17 protein-coding genes are annotated in these 17162 nt (G+C 74.9%); 7 read left to right on the top strand and 10 right to left on the bottom strand.

The window, feature by feature from the left end; genetic code table 11:
* The first annotated feature begins 179 nt into the window (after positions 1-179).
* Positions 180-644: a DUF3237 domain-containing protein gene (locus ACI79U_RS04695; RefSeq protein WP_457067732.1), complete on the top strand. Its 465-nt coding sequence runs from the start codon at positions 180-182 to the stop codon at positions 642-644.
* A 22-nt stretch (positions 645-666) separates the two neighbouring features.
* On the opposite strand, the gene ACI79U_RS04690 is transcribed toward ACI79U_RS04695, so the two are convergent.
* Positions 667-969, bottom strand: coding sequence for a hypothetical protein (locus tag ACI79U_RS04690; protein WP_457067730.1), 303 nt, complete (start codon positions 967-969; stop codon positions 667-669).
* Positions 970-1064: 95 nt separating this feature from the next.
* On the opposite strand from ACI79U_RS04690, the gene ACI79U_RS04685 reads away from it, so the two are divergent.
* The gene (locus ACI79U_RS04685; RefSeq protein ID WP_457067727.1) at positions 1065-1319 is read left to right on the top strand and encodes a hypothetical protein; all 255 of its coding nucleotides are present in this window, start codon (positions 1065-1067) and stop codon (positions 1317-1319) included.
* Between the two features lies 1 nt (position 1320).
* Here ACI79U_RS04685 and ACI79U_RS04680 read toward each other — a convergent pair whose 3' ends face one another.
* The gene (locus ACI79U_RS04680) at positions 1321-2550 is read right to left on the bottom strand and encodes an acyl-CoA dehydrogenase family protein (RefSeq protein WP_457067725.1); all 1230 of its coding nucleotides are present in this window, start codon (positions 2548-2550) and stop codon (positions 1321-1323) included.
* 63 nt (positions 2551-2613) lie between these two features.
* The gene (locus ACI79U_RS04675; protein ID WP_457072606.1) at positions 2614-3156 is read right to left on the bottom strand and encodes a mycothiol transferase; all 543 of its coding nucleotides are present in this window, start codon (positions 3154-3156) and stop codon (positions 2614-2616) included.
* Between the two features lie 114 nt (positions 3157-3270).
* Here ACI79U_RS04675 and ACI79U_RS04670 point away from each other — a divergent pair, with 114 nt between their 5' ends.
* From ACI79U_RS04670 to ACI79U_RS04655, 4 genes are all read left to right on the top strand, one after another.
* The gene (locus ACI79U_RS04670) at positions 3271-5898 is read left to right on the top strand and encodes an AMP-binding protein (protein ID WP_457067718.1); all 2628 of its coding nucleotides are present in this window, start codon (positions 3271-3273) and stop codon (positions 5896-5898) included.
* Positions 5899-5989: 91 nt separating this feature from the next.
* A complete protein-coding gene (locus tag ACI79U_RS04665; RefSeq protein ID WP_457067715.1) occupies positions 5990-8578 on the top strand; it encodes an alpha/beta fold hydrolase in 2589 nt (862 codons plus the stop codon).
* 211 nt (positions 8579-8789) lie between these two features.
* A complete protein-coding gene (locus ACI79U_RS04660) occupies positions 8790-10445 on the top strand; it encodes a lytic murein transglycosylase (protein WP_457067713.1) in 1656 nt (551 codons plus the stop codon).
* Between the two features lie 52 nt (positions 10446-10497).
* Positions 10498-11526, top strand: coding sequence for an ion channel (locus tag ACI79U_RS04655; RefSeq protein ID WP_457067711.1), 1029 nt, complete (start codon positions 10498-10500; stop codon positions 11524-11526).
* Here ACI79U_RS04655 and ACI79U_RS04650 read toward each other — a convergent pair.
* The 5 genes from ACI79U_RS04650 to ACI79U_RS04630 all read right to left on the bottom strand — a co-directional run bounded on the left by ACI79U_RS04650 (position 11516) and on the right by ACI79U_RS04630 (position 15153).
* Positions 11516-12001 carry a GAF domain-containing protein gene (locus tag ACI79U_RS04650; RefSeq protein ID WP_457067709.1) on the bottom strand — a complete coding sequence of 162 codons (486 nt, stop codon included), beginning with the start codon at positions 11999-12001 and terminating at the stop codon, positions 11516-11518. The two genes, ACI79U_RS04655 and ACI79U_RS04650, sit on opposite strands and share 11 nt — an antisense overlap.
* A 93-nt stretch (positions 12002-12094) precedes the next feature.
* Positions 12095-12595, bottom strand: coding sequence for a DUF2505 domain-containing protein (locus tag ACI79U_RS04645; RefSeq protein WP_457067707.1), 501 nt, complete (start codon positions 12593-12595; stop codon positions 12095-12097).
* A gap of 47 nt (positions 12596-12642) precedes the next feature.
* Positions 12643-12936 (bottom strand): hypothetical protein, encoded by a 294-nt coding sequence (locus tag ACI79U_RS04640; protein ID WP_457067705.1) that lies wholly within the window; start codon positions 12934-12936, stop codon positions 12643-12645.
* A 55-nt stretch (positions 12937-12991) separates the two neighbouring features.
* Positions 12992-13396 (bottom strand): hypothetical protein, encoded by a 405-nt coding sequence (locus ACI79U_RS04635; RefSeq protein WP_457067703.1) that lies wholly within the window; start codon positions 13394-13396, stop codon positions 12992-12994.
* Positions 13393-15153, bottom strand: coding sequence for a carbon starvation CstA family protein (locus ACI79U_RS04630; protein ID WP_457067701.1), 1761 nt, complete (start codon positions 15151-15153; stop codon positions 13393-13395). Before ACI79U_RS04630 ends, ACI79U_RS04635 begins: the two co-directional genes overlap by 4 nt.
* 59 nt (positions 15154-15212) lie before the next feature.
* Here ACI79U_RS04630 and ACI79U_RS04625 point away from each other — a divergent pair, with 59 nt between their 5' ends.
* Complete coding sequence (locus tag ACI79U_RS04625; protein ID WP_457067698.1) at positions 15213-15992, top strand: hypothetical protein; 780 nt, start codon at positions 15213-15215, stop codon at positions 15990-15992.
* 29 nt (positions 15993-16021) lie between these two features.
* Here ACI79U_RS04625 and ACI79U_RS04620 read toward each other — a convergent pair whose 3' ends face one another.
* Positions 16022-16414 (bottom strand): hypothetical protein, encoded by a 393-nt coding sequence (locus ACI79U_RS04620; RefSeq protein WP_457067695.1) that lies wholly within the window; start codon positions 16412-16414, stop codon positions 16022-16024.
* Between the two features lie 114 nt (positions 16415-16528).
* Entirely contained in the window at positions 16529-17053 is a 525-nt protein-coding gene (locus tag ACI79U_RS04615) for a MarR family winged helix-turn-helix transcriptional regulator (protein ID WP_457067908.1), read from the bottom strand.
* Between the last annotated feature and the right edge of the window lie 109 nt (positions 17054-17162).

Raw genomic sequence — 17162 nt, 5'->3', positions numbered from 1 at the left:
TGGTCCGGGCACCACCGACGGTGTGGAGCGGGCCCGAGTCCCCGTCGGTGTGCGCGATCGGCTGCCCCGGCAAACCCGGGACCGCCGGCCCGCGACCGCCGTTCCCGGCCCCCCCGACCGGCTCGCGCCGGTGCTGCGGGGTCTGCCAGCATCGGGGGCCCCGACCGACCGGAGGCACCGTGCCGCTCGCTCCGCCGCCCCTCGAGCACCTGCTCCACCTGGAGGTCACCGTCGACCCGCCGATCGAGATCGGCGCGACGCCGGCCGGGTTGCGGCGGGTCATCCCGATCACCGGCGGCGTCGTCTCCGGCCCGTTGCTGACCGGTCGGGTGCTGCCGGGCGGTGCCGACTTCCAGGTCATCCGGACGCCGACGGAGACCGTGGCCGAGGCCCGGTACGTGCTCGAGTCCGACCAGGGGGAGCGGGTCTACGTGGAGAACACCGGACTGCGCACCGGGTCGGCGGAGGACATCGCGCGGCTGCGCGACGGGCTGCCGGTCGACCCGGCGCGGATCTACTTCCGGTCCGTGCCGCGCTTCGAGACCGCCGCCCCGCGCCTGGCCGTCCTGACGTCGCACGTGTTCGTCGGCTCGGGGGTGCGGCACCCGGACGCCGTCGTGTTCGACTTCTTCCGGGTCGGCTGACCGGCGGGCCGCACCGCGGGGATCAGTCGCCCGGGGGCAGCAGGCGGGGTGCGAATACCTCGTCGATCGGGCGTGGGCCCACGTACTGCCGGCAGCTGCACGACACCCAGGTGTGCCCGGCCCACTTGCCCCGCTTGGTGTAGGCGTCGCGGGCCACCTCGGAGTGGCAGATGCCCTGCTCCGGGTCGTGCTGACTGAGCGGGTGACCACAGCCGCACACCGCCTGGGGCAACGCCGGGCCCACGTTCCGTCGTCGGCCCAGCCGCCCGGCGACGAAGCCCACCGCCAGCAGCGCACCACCCACCAGCAGACTCACCGGCTCCACCGGCCACCTCCTCGACTCCCCTCGACGGTAGCGCCGTCCGGCGGTCGGGTGGCAGCGATGATTGACCGGATGTGGCGTGGGGCACACCGATACGCGTGAGCACCTACGCCGTCGGCTTCGCCCGACCAGACCGCCGGTCCTGGGCCCAGCCGGCCGACCAGCCCATGTCCTGGCATGCGGTGGAGGCCCACCGCCCCGCCGACGAGCTCGACGGGGAGGTGGAGCTCGCCGTCTGCGGGGCGATCGTGCAGGTCTGGGGCGCCCAGCGCTGGGAGCGGGTGGGTGCCGGTCGCACGGCCTGCGCCGAGTGCCGCAACCGGACGGCGCCGGCGCTGGGCCGGGTCGGCTGACTCAGATCGACTGCGGCGGCTCGGCAGCCGCGCGGGGGGCGGACCGGCGGCCGGTGATCGCGGAGATGCCGGTGATCTCCCGGCCCACGATCAGCGCCTGCACGTGGTCGGTGCCCTCGAAGGTGTAGATCGCCTCGATGTCGGCGTGGTGCCGGGCCACGTGGTGCTCCAGCAGGATCCCGTCGCCGCCGAGCAGGTCCCGCGCGTCGGCCACGATCGCCCGGGCCTTCTTCGCGTTGTTCATCTTGGCCAGCGACGCCATCGCCGCGGTCATCCGGTCCTCGTCGGCCAGCACCGACAGCCGCCAGCACAGCAGCTGCATGCTGGTGATCTCCGCCAGCATCCGGGCCAGCTTCTCCTGCACCAGCTGGTAGCCGGCGATCGGCTGGCCGAACTGCTCCCGCCGCAGGGTGTGCGCCAGCGCCAGCTCGTAGGCGGCCTCGGCGACGCCCAGCGCCCGCCAGGCGACGGTGTAGCGGGTGCGGTCCAGAACCTTCGCGACGTCCTTGAACGACCGGCACCCCGCCAGCCGGTTCTCCGCGGGCACCCGCACCTCGCCGAGGGTGATCTCGGCCTGCCACACCGCGCGCAGCGCGGTCTTGCCCGTCATCCGGGTCGCGGTCCAGCCGGCCGACCCCTTCGGGACGACGAAGCCGCCGACGTCGCCGTGGTCGTCGCGGGCCCAGATCAGCACCAGGTCGGCGATCGTGCCGTTGCCGATCCACTTCTTCGCCCCGGTCAGCACGTACTCGTCGCCGTCCCGCACCGCCCGGGTCTCCAGCGCGACGGCGTCCGAGCCGTGCTGCGGCTCGGTCAGCCCGAACGCACCGATCGTCTCCAGCCGGGCCATCGCCGGCAGCCAGCGCTCCTTCTGCTCGTCGTCGCCGAGCATGGCGATCGACTGCATGGCCAGGAAGCTGTGCACGCCGTAGAAGGTGCCCAGGCTGCCGTCGGCGCGGGCCCACTCCCGGGCCACCAGCCCGGCCGCGACCGCGCTCATCCCGGGGGAGCCGTGGCCCTGGACGGTGCCGCCGGCGATGCCCAGCCCGGCGATGCCCGGCAGCAGGGCGTGCGGGAACTCCGCCCGCTCCCAGTAGTCGTTGATGACCGGGGTGACCTCGCGGGCGCAGAAGTCCCGCACCCGGTCACGGACCTCGATCTCCGCTGGTCGCAGCAGGTCCTCGAGGACGTAGAAGTCGGTGCCGGTCGGGGTGGTGGCAGCGCTGCTCACCCGCCGGACGCTACGCGCGGGTGCGGCTCAGTGTCGTTCGAGGGCTCAGTGTCGTTCGAGGGCTCAGCGTCGTTCGAGGGTGCCCCGGAGGTAGGCGGCCTGGCCGGCGTGCTGCAGGTCGTCGGTGAGGACGCTGACCAGCCGGACGCCGAGGGTCACCGGCGGGTCCCAGCGCTCGTCGACCACGCGGTCGAGGTCGGCGTCGTCGAGCCCGCGGACGAACTCCGTCGTCCGGCGGTGCACCTCGGCGGCGTAGCCGGCCAGCAGGTCCGGGTCGGTGACCCGGGTGGCGGCGACGTCGTCGCTGCTGAAGCCGTAGCCGATGGCGCCGACGTCGAACGGGAGGCCGAACCGGTCGGCCCAGCCGGCCTCGGTCCAGGCCTGCTCACGGCCGGCCACCTCGGCGACGTGGTCGTCCTGCACCCGGACGAGGTGCCAGACCAGCCAGGCGATGGTGTTCGCCTCGGGGTCGAGCCGCTCGTTCAGCAGCGCGGGGTCGAGGCCGTCGCACACCCCCCGGACGGCTCCGTCGACGTTGTCGAACGCGGTCAGCAGTAGGTCGCGGCTCAGCATGGTGTCGCCGTACCCGCGGGCCGGTCCGGGCAACGTGCCTCCAGCGGGTTACACCCGCACAGCTGACCGCCGTTCCGTTCGTGACGGGTTCGTACTAGTTTTCCGCCCATGGAGCTCGGGGAGCAACAGGGGTTGCGGGCAGGTTCGGTGGGGCTCGCACCCCTGCAGGAGCAGAGCGCCGAGGGTCGGTTGATCGACCGGCTGGTCGAGGTCGCGCTCGCGCAGCCGGAGGTGCTGGCGCTGGCCGACCGGGAGCGTCAGGTGCGGTATGCCGACGTCCTGCGTGAGGCGGAGGCCGTCCGCTCCGCGGTGCTCGAGGCCGAGGACGGCGGCCGCCCGGTGTGCGTGCTCCGGCAGCCGGGCGTCGGCGCGGTCGTCGCGGTGGTGGGGGTGATCGCCGCCGGCGTGCCGGTGGTCGTGCTCGACTCCACCACCCCGGCGCCGCGGCTGCGGCACTACGTCGAGCTGGCCGGGGCGCGGGTGTGCGTCACCGATGCGGCCCACGCCGAGGTGGCCGCCGCCGTGTGCCCGGTCGTCCTCCACCCGCTCCGGGCCGCTGTCGACCAGGACATCTGCGCGGTGGCCGAGGCGCTCCGGTCGGCGCCGCGGGAACCCGGCGACCCGGTCAGCCTGGTGTTCACCTCGGGGTCGACGGGGCTGCCGAAGGGCGTGTTCTCCGACTCCCGCACCTTGCTGCACGACGCGTGGACCAACTCGGTGGCCAGCGGCTGCTACGGCCCCGGTGACGTGGTGGCGAACCTGCTGCCGCTGGGGTTCGATGCGGGGCTGAAGGGCGCCCTCGCCGGGCTCCTGGCTGGCACGACCCAGCAGCTGTTCGACCCCCGCACCCGGCCCGTCGCCGAGCTCCCGGGCTGGCTGCGCGAGGTCGGTGCCTCGGTGCTGGTGGCCAGCCCGGCGATCATGCGCGGGGTGGTCTCGACGCTCCCGCCCGGCGACCGGCTGGACACGTTGACGAGGGTGACGATGGGCGGGGAGACCGTGCACGCCGCCCAGCTGGCGGCCATCCGCGGGGCCGTCGGGCCGGACTGCGAGCTCCGCAACCGCTACGGGTCGACCGAGACCGGGTTGCTCGCCGAGTTCCGGCTGCGCCCCGGGGACCCGGTACCCGACGGCGCCGTCCCGGTGGGCTGGCCGGTCCCGGGCATGCGCTTCCTCGTCCAGGACGAGCACGGCGAGCGGCGCGACCACGGCACCGGGCGCCTGGTGGTCACCTCCCGGTGGCTGGCCGAGGGCTACTGGGGTGCGCCGGAGGCCACCGCGGCCGTCTTCTCCGGCCCGGCCGACGGGGCCGACGGGGCTCGCTCCTACCTGACCAGTGACTCGGTCCGGATCGACGAGGACGGCTGCACGCGGTTGCTGGGGCGCACCGACCACAGCGTCAAGATCCGCGGTCACCTGGTCGAGCCGGGCGAGGTCGACGCCGCGCTGTTCGCGCTGCCCGAGGTCCGGGAGGCAGTGGTCGTCGGGGCGGAGAGCGGGCGGGGGCAGACCCGGCTGGTCGCCTACGTCGTCCCGGCGGTCGAGCGCTTGGACGCGACGACCGTCCGGCGCGCCGTGCGCGAGGTGCTGCCGGGGTTCATGGTGCCGCAGGACGTGGTGTTCCTCCCGGCGCTGCCCCGCACCGAGCGCGGGAAGCTGGACCGCGCGGCTCTGCCGGAACCCCCGGCCAGGGCCGGCGTGACCCCGCCGAACACCGACTGGGAGCGGGCGGTGGCCGTGGAGTTCGCCCGCGCCCTGGAGCTGGACGAGGTCGGGCTGCACGACGACTTCTTCGAGCTGGGTGGTGACTCGCTGGCGGCCGAGGCGCTGCTGGCCGCCATGGGGGCCGAGATGGGCGTGCCGGCGCGTGTGCTGTCCACGAACCTGCTGCAGGAGTCGCCGACGGTCGCCTCGTTCGCCGAAGCGGTGCGCCGGCGCCGGGCACCGGAGCACCCGACCATGGTCCGGCTCCGCGGGGAGGGCAGTCGCCCGCCGCTGTTCTGCATCGCCGGGGCGGGAGGCGTGGCCGTGGGCTTCCGGTCGCTGGCCCTGCGGCTCGGCGAGGACCAGCCGGTGTGGGCGCTGCAAATGCACGGCATGGAGAACCGCGGCCGCCCTGACTGGTCGGTGCGGGCGATCGCGCGGCGCCACCTCACCGCCGTGCGCAGCGTGCAGCCGCACGGTCCCTACCGGCTCGCCGGGCACTCCCTGGGCGCCGTCGTGGCGCTGGAGATGGCGCACCAGCTCCGTGCCGCAGGGGAGGAGGTCGCCCTGGTGGCCGTCTTCGACTCCTTCCCGCCGGACCCCCGTGCATCCCCTCCGGCGATCGACGGGGGTCCGCTGCGGCGGATCAAGCAGATCGGGGCGCTGGTGCTCACCGGGATCGTCCCCGATGAGGGCAAGGGGCACTACCTGCGCTTCTACCGGCAGGGCATGTTCCTGCAGCGGCGCCACCGGGGCGCCCCCTGGAACGGGCGCACCCTGGTGCTCGTCGCCCGGGACGACCCGGACTCCGCCGGCCGCTCCCGGTGGTCCGGGCACCTGACCGGGCAGTGGTCGATGCACGAGGTCCCCGGCAACCACAACGGGATGCTGCACGAGCCGAACGTCGCAGCGGTCGCGGAGCTGATGACGTCCGAACTCGACGCGGTGGCCGACCTCGGCTGCGGAGGATGGACCGGGACGACGTACGACGGCGCCTCGGCGGCCCTTCACCCCGGCCGGCGTCTCGTGGGTGCGGAACGCCCGGGTGCCTCCACCGTGCGGGGCGCGTGACCCGACGAGCCGGGCAGCACCTCCGCCGTGACCTGCGCGCCAGGCAGGCACGGATGTTGCTCCGGACGGTTCCGTACTAGCTTCCCTGAGCATGAGCCGTGCGGAGCAACACTCGGTGGTGGCCAACTCGGTCGACCTCCCACCCCTGGACGGGTGCAGTACGGACGGGCGGTTGGTCGACCGGCTGGTCGAGGTCGCGCTCGCGCAGCCGGAGGTGCTGGCGCTGGCCGACCGGGAGCGTCAGGTCCGGTATGCCGACGTCCTGCGTGAGGCCGAGGCCGTCCGCTCCGCCGTGCTCGAGGCCGAGGACGGCGGCCGCCCGGTGTGCGTGCTCCGGCGGCCGGGGGTCGACGCGGTGATCGCGGTGGTGGGTGTGATCGCCGCCGGGACGCCGATGGTCGTCCTCGACCCCACCACCCCGGCTCCGCGGCTGCGCCACTACGTCGAGCTGGCCGGGGCGCGGGTCTGCGTCAGCGACGCAGCGCACGCCGAGGTGGCCGCCGCGGTGTGCCCGGTGGTCCTCCAGCCCCGCGTGGCAGCCGCCGAGCAGGACCTGCCGGAGGTGGCGACGGCGTTGCGCTCCACCCCGCACGGCACCGGGGACCCGGTCACCCTGGTCTTCACCTCCGGTTCGACGGGGCTGCCCAAGGGCGTGTTCTCCGGCGCCCGGACCGCGCTGCACGACACGTGGACGAACTCCTCGGGCAGCGGGTGCTACGGGCCCGGTGACGTGGTCGCCAACCTGCTGCCGCTGGGGTTCGACGCGGGGCTGAAGGGCGCCCTCGGCGGCCTCCTGACCGGCAGCACCCAGCAGTTGTTCGACCCGCGCACCCGGCCGGTCACCGAGCTGCCGGGCTGGCTGCGCGAGGTGGGCGCCTCGGTGCTGGTGGCCAGCCCGGCGATCATGCGCGGCCTCGTCGCGACGCTCCCCCCCGGCGACCGGCTGGACACGCTGTCGCGGGTCACCATGGGCGGGGAGACCGTGCACGCCGCCCATCTCGCCGCGATCCGCTCGGTCGTCGGCCCGGGCTGCGAGATCCGCAACCGTTACGGGTCGACCGAGACGGGGCTGCTCTCCGAGTTCCGGCTGCTGCCGGGTGACCCGGTGCCGGACGGCGCCGTCCCCGTGGGGTGGCCGGTCGAGGGGATGCAGTTCTTCGTGGAGGACGAGCACGGCGAGCAACGGGAGCACGGCACCGGACGCCTGCTGGTCCGCTCGCGGTGGCTGACCGAGGGCTACTGGGGGGCACCGGAGATCACCGCGACCGCCTACTCCGGCCCGGCCGATGGGGTGCGGACGTTCCGCACCAACGACGTGGCCCGGATCGACGAGGACGGCTGCGTGACGTTGCTGGGCCGCACCGACCACAGCGTCAAGATCCGGGGTCACCTCGTCGCACCGGGCGAGGTCGACGCGGCGCTCTTCGCCCTGGAGGAGGTCCGGGAAGCGGTCGTCGTCGGCGTCGAGGCGGGTGGGCAGACCCGGCTGGTCGCCTACGTCGTCCCGGCGGTGCAGCGGCTGGACGCCGCGACGGTGCGGCGCGCGGTCCGCGAGGTGCTGCCCGGGTTCATGGTGCCGCAGGACGTCGTGTTCCTCACCGCCTTGCCCCGCACCGAGCGCGGCAAGCTCGACCGGGCCGCGCTGCCCGCACCACCCGTCCGGGGTGGCGTGACCCCGCCGGGCACCGACTGGGAGCGCGTGGTCGGCGCGGAGTTCGCCCGCGCCCTGGGGTTGGACGAGGTCGGGCTCCACGACGACTTCTTCGAACTCGGCGGTGACTCGCTGGCCGCGGAGGCGCTGCTGGCCGCCATGGGGGCCGAGATGGGCGTGCCGGCGCGTGTGCTGTCCACGAACTTGCTGCAGGAGTCGCCGACGGTCGCCTCGTTCGCCGAGGCGGTGCGCCGGCGCCGGGCACCGGAGCACCCGACCATGGTGCGGCTCCGCGGCGAGGGCAGCCGGCCGCCGCTGTTCTGCATCGCCGGCGCGGGCGGGGTGGCCGTGGGGTTCCGGTCGCTGGCCCTGCGGCTCGGCGAGGACCAGCCGGTGTGGGCGCTGCAGATGTACGGCATGGAGAACCGCGGCCGCCCTGACTGGTCGGTGCGGGCGATCGCGCGGCGCCACGTCGCCGCCGTGCGCAGCGTGCAGCCGCAGGGTCCCTACCGGCTCGCCGGGCACTCCCTGGGCGGGATCGTGGCGCTGGAGATGGCGCACCAGCTGCGTGCCGCGGGGGAGGAGGTCGCGCTGGTGGCCGTGCTCGACTCCTTCCCGCCGGAGCCCGGCGCCTCTCCTCCGGCGATCGACGGGGGTCCGCTGCGGCGGGTCAAGCAGGTCGGCGCCCTGGTGCTCACCGGGATCGTCGCTGATGAGGGCAAGGGGCACTACCTGCGCTTCTACCGGCAGGGGAGGTTCCTGCAGCGGCGGCACCGGGGCGCCCCCTGGGACGGGCGCACCCTGGTGGTGGTGGCCCGCGACGACCCGGACGCCGTCGGCCGCTCCCGGTGGTCCGGGCACCTGACGGGGGAGTGGTCGCTGCACGAGGTACCGGGCAACCACAACGGGATGCTGTACGAGCCCGACATCGGGCCCGTCGCGGACCTGGTGGCTGCCGAGCTCGACGCCGTCGCGGGCGCCGGTGGCGAGGTCAGCGGGTCGTGGACCGCGGCACCGGGCGGCAGGTGAGCGGCAGGTGAACGGAGCACCGCGACGCGCCGGCCCCACTTGCGCGGGTGCTCCGGCGTCCCTTCACTGATCCCGTCCGGCGTCCCGGGGGCGCTGGGCGATCCCGGGGGCTCGGACCGTGGGGGGACGGATGAGCGGGTGGCGGCGTCGGACGGCGGTCCGGTCCGGGGCGACGTCGTCCAGCGCCGTCCGGTGGCGCGTGGGTGCCGCAGTGACCGCGGGGCTGACCGCGGCGACGTTGGTCACCGGGTCGGCGAGCCAGGCCACGACGGCCGAGGCGCCGGCCACGGTGGTCGAGCCGCGGTCGAACGGGTCGGTCCTGACCGGCCCGCCCGCGCCCCGGCGACCCGCACCCCCGGCGGTCACGGCGGCCGAGGGAGGCCCGACCGCGCCACCGGCCGTGGACCCACTCGCCGCCGCACCGGTGCCGTCCCCGCCGCAGCCGCCCGCCGTCGCGCCCCTCCCGAGTGCGCCGCTGATGGGCAGTGGCATCCCGGCGGCGGCGCTCACCGCGTACACCCGGGCCGCGGAGCGGGCGCCCGCGGCGTGCGGCATCGGCTGGGAGCTGGTCGCGGCGATCGGCCGGGTCGAGTCGAACCACGGCCGGTTCGCCGGCGCGGTGCTGCAGCCCGACGGCACGTCCGCCCCGCAGATCGTGGGCATGGCGCTCACCGGGGCGGGCGCGACGGCGGAGATCCGGGACACCGACCAGGGCCGGCTGGACGGCGACGTGAGCTACGACCGGGCCGTCGGGCCGATGCAGTTCATCCCCTCGACCTGGGCCCGGTACGCGACCGACGGCGACGGCGACGGCCGCGGCGACCCGTTCGACCTCGACGACGCGGCCGCCGCGGCCGCGCGCTACCTCTGCGCCGCCGGGGGAGACCTGTCGGCCGCCGCCGGTCAGGCCCGGGCGGTGTTCGCCTACAACCACTCCGACGCCTACGTCGCCTCGGTGCTGGGGCTGGCCGCCGGCTACGCGGGGACGCCGACCCCCGCGCCCGCCCCGGTCCTCCCGCCGCCCAGCGGTGGCCGACCGGGGCCGTCCGTGCCCGAGCAGCCGGTGCCCGAGCCGGCCAGCCCTGCGCCGCCACCGGCGCTCGAGCCCGAGCCACCGGCGCAGCTGCTGGCCGCCGAGCCCACCGCCGAGCCCACCGCCGAGCCCACCGCCGAGCCCACCGCCGAGCCCACCGCCGAGCCGACCCCGGTTCCGGAGCCCACCCCGGAGCCCCAGCTGACGCGGACCCCACCTCCCACGCCGAAACCCTCTCCGACGCCGGAGCCGACGCCGACCCCCGGTCCGGAGCCCTCCCCGACGCCGGAGCCGACGCCGACCTCCGCGCCGGAGCCCTCGCCGACGCCCGCGCCCGCGCCCGCGCCGGAGCCCACCGAGGAGCCATCGCCGACGCCGACCCCCGAGCCCGAGCCCACCCCGACGCCCGAGCCTGCGCCGACGGTCTCCTCGGAGCCGACGCCGACGGTCTCTCCGGAGCCGACGCCCGACCCGGTCCCCGCGCCGGCGACCTGCGACGCCGAACCGTGGACCGTCGACGTCCTCGACACCTCCGGCGACCCGGCCGTCGCGGAGGGCGTCGCCGAGGAGCTGCGACGGGCCGACGCCGTCGTCGGCCCGGTCGCTGCGGTGGACGGCCGGGACGGGACCGCCGTCGAGCACCCGGCCGGCCGGGCCGAGGAGGCCCGGCTGCTCGCCGAGGCGCTGGGCCTGCCCGAGGAGGCGGTCGCTGAGGCAGGCGTCGCGCAGCTCACCGTGGTCCTCGGCGCGGCCGACGCCGCCCTCCTCCTGGCTGCCCTCACCGAGTCCACCGGGCCGCCGCCGGCCCCCTGCGAGGCCCCGGCCGGGAACTGACCGGGTCACCAGGCGCTAGGTTGCCTCGAGCGTCCGACCCGGCAGGAGCCCCGTGTTCTTCTTCCTCTCCCGGCTGACCCGTGTGGTGGGCAGCCGGTTGCGCGGCTGGCGGCTGCCGCTGCTGGTCATCGTCGTCGTCTTCCTCACCAGCTGGCTGGCGATGGCGCTGGTCGAACCGGCGGGCAGTGAGATCGCCGCGCCGGGCAACTACTGGTGGTACTTCGTGGTCACCGCGGCGACGGTGGGCTACGGCGACCTGTTCCCGGTGTCCACGTGGGGCCACGTCGTCGGCACGTACGTCATCGTCGGCGGGATCGTCACGCTGACACTGCTGTTCACGCGGCTGTCCGACTACCTGTCGACGGTCCGCGGCAAGCGCCTGAGGGGTGTCGTGGCACTGGAGCTGACCGATCACGTCGTCGTGCTGGGGTACACCCCGGGACGCACCGAGCGGATCCTCACCGAACTGGTGACCGAGGGCTGCGGGGAGATCGTGCTGTGCGCGTGGGAGGACGTCCCCGAGCACCCGGTGCCCGAGCAGCCCACCGTCTCCTTCGTCCGCGGCGACCTGACGAACACCGACGTGATGACCCGCGCCTGCGTCCCCCGCGCGCGGACGGTCATCGTGGACGGGCGGGACGACAACGAGACGCTGGCCATCGCGCTGGCCGCCGACCACGCCAACCACGGTGCGCACATGGTGGCCGCGCTGCGTGACCTGGGCCGCCGGGACAACCTGCGCTACGTCGACCCGCGGATCGCCTGCGTGCAGTGGCACATGCCCTACCTGCTCACCGAGGAGGCGCTGGACCCCGGCATCACCGACGTCTACACCGACGTCATGAGCCACGGCGGGCACGGCAACACCTACTCGGTGCGGCTGCCGGCCGGGCACCGGTTCGCCGCCTTCGGCGACTGCCAGGTGCACCTGGGCCGCGAGTTCGGCGCGACCGTGCTGGCGGTGCGCGACGGTGGGGAACTGGCGGTCAGCCCGCCGTGGGACACCCCGGTCCCGGAGGGGACGACGCTCTACTACATCGGGCGCCGGCGGATCGAGCCGCGGGAACTGCTCAGCCGTTGACCGGGTCGCCGGTGGAGTCGGCGGGCAGCAGCGTGCTCAGCAGCCGGGCGGTGTGCTCGATCGTCGGCAGGAAGCGGGTCATGCTGCGCGGCTGGGCGCGGGCGGAGAACCCGCACAGGGTGCCGAAGAGCTCGCCGGAGCGGGTCACCAGCGGCACCCCGATGTAGGCGGCGATCCGGTCGGGGTGGCCGGCCAGCAGCTGGGAGTACACCGGGACGACGGCGGTGACGGTCGCCACCCGTGGGCCGGTGCCGCTGACCATGGCCCGGCAGAAGGTCTGCTCCCAGGGGAACGCGGTGCCGGCGGGCACCGCCTCGCGGGGGTGGGCGTGCAGCACGACCTGCTCCGCGCCGGTCACCTCGGTCAGCATCCAGACGTCCAGGCCGACGATGCGGTGCAGGTGGGTGAGCGAGGCCCGGACAGCGGCTGGCCAGTCGTCGAACGGCGCGAGGTCGTCGACCACCAGGGAGCGCATGCCGCACCTTGTGCCGGTCGAGCGGCTCCCGTCAATCCCTCCGACCGGATCCGATCCGGAATCGTTGCACGGCGCCGACCATCTGCGCCCGCGTCACGAACCGGGGGCGAGCCGCCGGCGCAGCACCTCGTCCTCGCGCCGCAGCACGACGCCGATCAGCTCCCGGACGGCGGCCTCCGCCTGCCGCCCGATCAGCGGGGCGTCGACCGATGCCTCGCCGGTCACCGTCGAGCGGGTGCCGGCGGGGTCGGGGAGCAGCCGCCGTTCGCCGGTGACCTGGACGGTGCGCCCGAACACCTCGGCCTGCACGTCCAGGTCGCTGCGGTGCCCACCGGCGCCATCCGGTGTCCAGGCGGTGCGCTCGAGGACGGACACCCGGTCGCCGACGAAGCGGGCGAACACCGGCGGGATGCCGGTGGTCGGCGCCGCCAGCCGCACCTGGGTGCGGGGCCCGTCGCCGTCGGCGGTGACGGTCAGCTCCTGCACCTGGGCGCCGAGCGCGGCCGCACGCTCGCGGAGGAAGGACTCGTCGGTGAGCGCCGCCAGCAGCGCGTCGGGCGGAACGGGGTAGGTGGCGTCCTGGGCGATGGGCACCCCACCATCCTGCGCGGCCGGCCGTCCTCGCGCGCTCCTGCCGGGGCTCAGTCCTCCCGGCCGACGATCCGGAGGTGCGGCTGGGTGTGCACGCCCACGGGCTCGGTGACCGGCAGCCCGGCCGCCCGGCGGACCCGGTGCTCGGGGACACCGAGGGACCGGGCCAGGGCCCGGGCGACCCGGTCGCTGACGTAGACGGACATCCGCCCGGCGACCAGCCCGCGGATCGCCTCCTTGGAGAGCGCCCCCTCGGTCCGCTGCGCCGCCTCCTCCGCCGAGAGGCCCATCTCGAACATCCGGCGCCAGATGAGTCGCTGCAGCGGGAGCTGGTCGGTGGTCACCAGCGCGTCGGTAGCCACCGCCCGGGGAGGGGAAACCTCGCCCTCCGCGGGGTGGTCAGGTCAGCCCCAGCTCCGCCCGGGCAGCGGCGAGGGCGGTGGCCGGAGGGGGCAGCCGACCCGACGCCAGCACCGTGCCGTCGGCGATCAGCGACTCCACGGCCAGCCCGGCGCGCACCGAGCGCCGCAGCGCCGCCCCGCGCAGACCCCGGCGCCGTCCGTCACCGACCAGCGCGGGCACCAGCCACAGCCAGTTCGACGGCGAGACGACCTCCACCGCCACGTCGTCGGGCAGCCCGCCCCGCAGCGCGCGGTAGACCGCGCCGACCGGATCGTCGGTGACCCGGTCGTCGGGGTGCCGGTGGGACTGCCCGCCGGCGTCGAACGGGCGCACGTCCCCGCTGCAGCACCCGCCGCCGGCCGGGCCGCGGGCACCGCGGACGACGACGACCCGGGGACTCACCGCGGCTCCTCCCGGGAGGCCACCGCCGCGTCCTCGGTGCCGGTGCCGGTGCCGGTGCCGGTGCCGGGCGTCGTCTCCCGGTCCCGGAACGCGGCGCGCAGCGCGAGCGCGGCCTCGACGATCAACCACAGCGCGAGCAGGAAGATCACGGCGTCCAGCGGGGCGAGCACCCACTGGTCGTCGCGGACGAAGTTGCGCAGGTTGACCAGCAGCGCCCAGGACGTCATGGCCAGCAGGAACACCAGCGGGATCAGGATCGGGACGGGGCTGCGGCCGCGGCGGGTGACCCACACGGCGATGACGGCCAGCGCCAGTCCGGCGGTGAGCTGGTTGGTGGTGCCGAACAGCTGCCACAGCACGCCGAAGGTGTAGCCGGCCTCGCCGCCACCGGGCAGCAGCGCCATGGCCAGCGGGATGACGACGGCGATGGTGGTGGCCAGGCTCAGGTTGCGGGCCAGCACGCGGATGCCGGTGAGCTCCCCGATCTCCTGGACCACGTAGCGCTGCAGCCGCACGCCGGTGTCCATCGTGGTGGCGGCGAAGCTGATCACCACGACCGCGGCGAAGATCGTGGCGAGGTCCAGCGGGATGGCCAGGTTGTTGGCGAAGACCGCGACCCCGTTCACGAAGTTGCTGGTGGCGCCGCCGGAGGCGGTGGCGAAGTCGGGGTAGAGCGCCTCCCACTCGGCCTGGGAGGCGGCGACGCCGGCGGTGGCGGCGAGCACCGCGCCGGTGGCCAGCGACCCCTCACCGACGGCGCCCATGTAGCCCACGTACCGGGCGTCGGTCTCCCGGTCCAGCTGCTTGGACGTCGTCCCGGAGGCGACCAGGGAGTGGAAGCCGGAGATGGCGCCGCAGGCGATGGTGATGAACAGGAACGGGAAGAAGCTCGGCGACCCCTCGGGGACGTCGTTGACCACCGGCGCCTGGATGGTGTTGAGGCCGACGATCACGCCGAGGGAGATGACGCCCAGGGCGATGAACAGCTGGTGGCTGTTGATGTAGTCGCGCGGCTGGAGCAGCACCCACACCGGGATCCGGGAGGCGACCCAGGTGTAGACGAACAGCAGGATCACCCAGAGGTTGCGGGTCTGCTCGAAGCCGAGGGTCTCGGCCAGGCCGTCGAGGGAGACCGGGAACGCGTTGCCGACCAGGATCAGCGCGTACAGGATCAGCACCCCGGCGATCGAGGGGATCAGCGCCGAGGAGCGGGTGCGGTAGATGTACTGGCCGATGACCATGGCCACCGGGATCTCCACCACGATCGGGATGACCGCGCCGGGGTTGTTCACGAACAGGTTCCCGATGACCACGGCGAACACGGCGTTCACCAGCGTCAGCAGGAAGAAGATGATCGCCAGGAACAGGCCCCGGGCCCGGCCGTTGACCACCTCCCCGGCGAGGGTGCCGATGCTGCGGGCCTTGTGCCGCACGGAGACGACCAGCGAGCCGAAGTCGTGCACGCCGGCGGCGAAGATGGTGCCCAGCACGATCCAGGTCAGCGCCGGGCCCCAGCCCCAGAAGACCGCGATCGCCGGGCCGACGATCGGCGCGGCACCGGCGACGGAGGTGAAGTGGTGGCCGAAGAGGACGTGCTTGTTCGTCGGCACGAAGTCGTTGCCGTCGTTGAACTCGTGCGCCGGCGTGACGAACGCCGGGTCGAGCACGTAGACCTTCCGGGCCAGGTAGCTGCTGTAGTACCGGTATCCGAGGAAGAACAGCACCCCGACCACGGCGGCCACGACGACTGCGGGCACGACGACCTCCAGCGCAGGGCGGCCCGAGCGGCCGCAGCAACGGAGAGTAGACAGCGGATGTGACAGGCAACACAACTCCGACACGGGCGGTGCACGCCGCGGGGCTCGGCGAGCTGCTCTGGCGGGTGCCCGGTGGACCGCCGGGCGCGCTGGGGGTGGTGCCGCTGCTGCTCGGCGGGCGACCGGCCGTGGCCCTCCCGTGGGCGCAGGTGGCGGCCGCCCGCAGCGTCGCCGCCGCGGACGCCGCGGCGCTCGTCCTCTCCGATCCGCGGCTCACCGGTGCCGGTTGGGAGCCGCTCGTGCTCAGCGGCCGGTTCACCCTGGTCGAGGACGGCGACGGCCGGCTGTTCACCGACGAGCTGCTGCCGCAGGAGCTGCGCAAGCACCCGCCGTCCCGGGCGCTGGCCGACTCGGTGATGCTCCGCCGGGAGCACTGGTGGTACCTGCCGCGGCTGGTCCTGGTGCTCGAGGGACCCCGGGTCGCGCCGACCGGCCGCCGGGACGGGCCCGCGGACGCCGTGCTGGCCGTCGACGACGGCGGCCTGCACGTGGGCACGGTGCGGGTGGGGGAGTGGGACGCCGACCCGCTCCCGCTCCGCGGCGCCCCCGACCGCAGCGGGCCGGCCGCGCTCGTCGGTCAGGAGGTCTCGGTGCCCGACGCCGAGCGGTGGACCGTGCACGTGACGACGGGGCGGCTGGCCGGCGGGCGGCTGTCCGACGTCACGCCGGCGGCCGGCCGCGAACTGGAGCCGACGCCCGGGCTCCTCGCCCGGGTGCGCCGGCAGCGCGCGCTGCACCGGGCCTGCGTCGCCGCCCTCCGCGACGCCGGGCACGGGTGAGCCGCACCGGCGACCGCGGCCCCGCGGGCTCAGTCGTCGCTGTTGCCCCGGAGCACGTCGACGTCGCCACCGCGGGCGGCCTCGAGGCGGATCCGCTCGAGCTCGGCGCGCACCGCGGACAGGTCACCGGAGGAGCGCAGCAGGTGCGCCAGAGCGCCCGCGTTGTCCGCCCGGGCGGCGCGGGCGAGCTCGTCCAGGAGCTCCCGCAGTGCGCCCTCGCGCTCGCCGTGGCTCACCAGGCGCGCCACCCCGTTGACCGTGCTGCGCACGTCCTGGAGGAGGAGTGGCAGCTGGCGTACCAGGTAGCCGATCAGGACGACGAGGTCGAACGGGAGCCGCACCAGGGCGACCACGGCGGGGATCAGGCCGAACCTCGGCGGAGGGGGCGGGTCGGCCGGGCCGAGGTCGTCGCTGGGCTCCACGTGCTCGCCTCTCCGGTCGGGGATGGCCGCGGCTGCTCCCCGACCGGCACCTGGTCGGCGACGATACGGATGCACCACGGGGTCCGCAGCCGGAACGCCGGGCCGAGCGGTGGATCAGTCCCGCCGGGTGGTGCGCTCCTGCAGGGCCTCCTCGGCCTGCAGGTCGCGGACGTGCGCGAGCAGGCTGCGCAGGAGCTGGTTGAGCTGGGCCACGTCCTCCGCGGACAGGTCGGCCAGGATGATCTCCTGGCCGCGCAGCGAGATGGGCAGCATCGCGTCGTGCATCTCCGCGCCGGCGGAGGTCAGGAAGAGCTGCCGGGACCGGCCGGTGTCCTCCACCTGCACGATGAGCCGGCGATCGGTCAGCACGCCGACGCTCTTGGAGATGATCGCCTTGTTCATCGCCACGAACTCGGAGATCTCGCTCGCGGTCGCACCCGGCCGGATGGCGAGGGCGGAGATGACGCGCCAGTCGTTGGTCCCCAGACCGAAGTGGGCGCGGAGCAGGCGTGACTCCCGCCAGACCAGGCTGTTCGAGAGCAGCGAGAGCAGACGCGGCGTGAAGTCGTTGCTGTCGATCACGGTCGACATGGGTTCGGAGATGGCATCCGGCGGCAGCTCCATCGTTGCGTTCCTCATCACGGGGGGCACGGTGCGCGGCCCCATCCACACCAGATGCGACTCCTGCCTGTCCGGAAAAGCCTAGCCAGGCGTGGTGCCGGGTCGGCGGGGGCGTGCCCCCGCCGAC

It is taken from the genome of Modestobacter sp. SYSU DS0904 (assembly GCF_054051115.1).
Note: the sequence above shows the minus strand (reverse complement) of the source record. Positions and strands in the feature narration are given on the sequence as shown.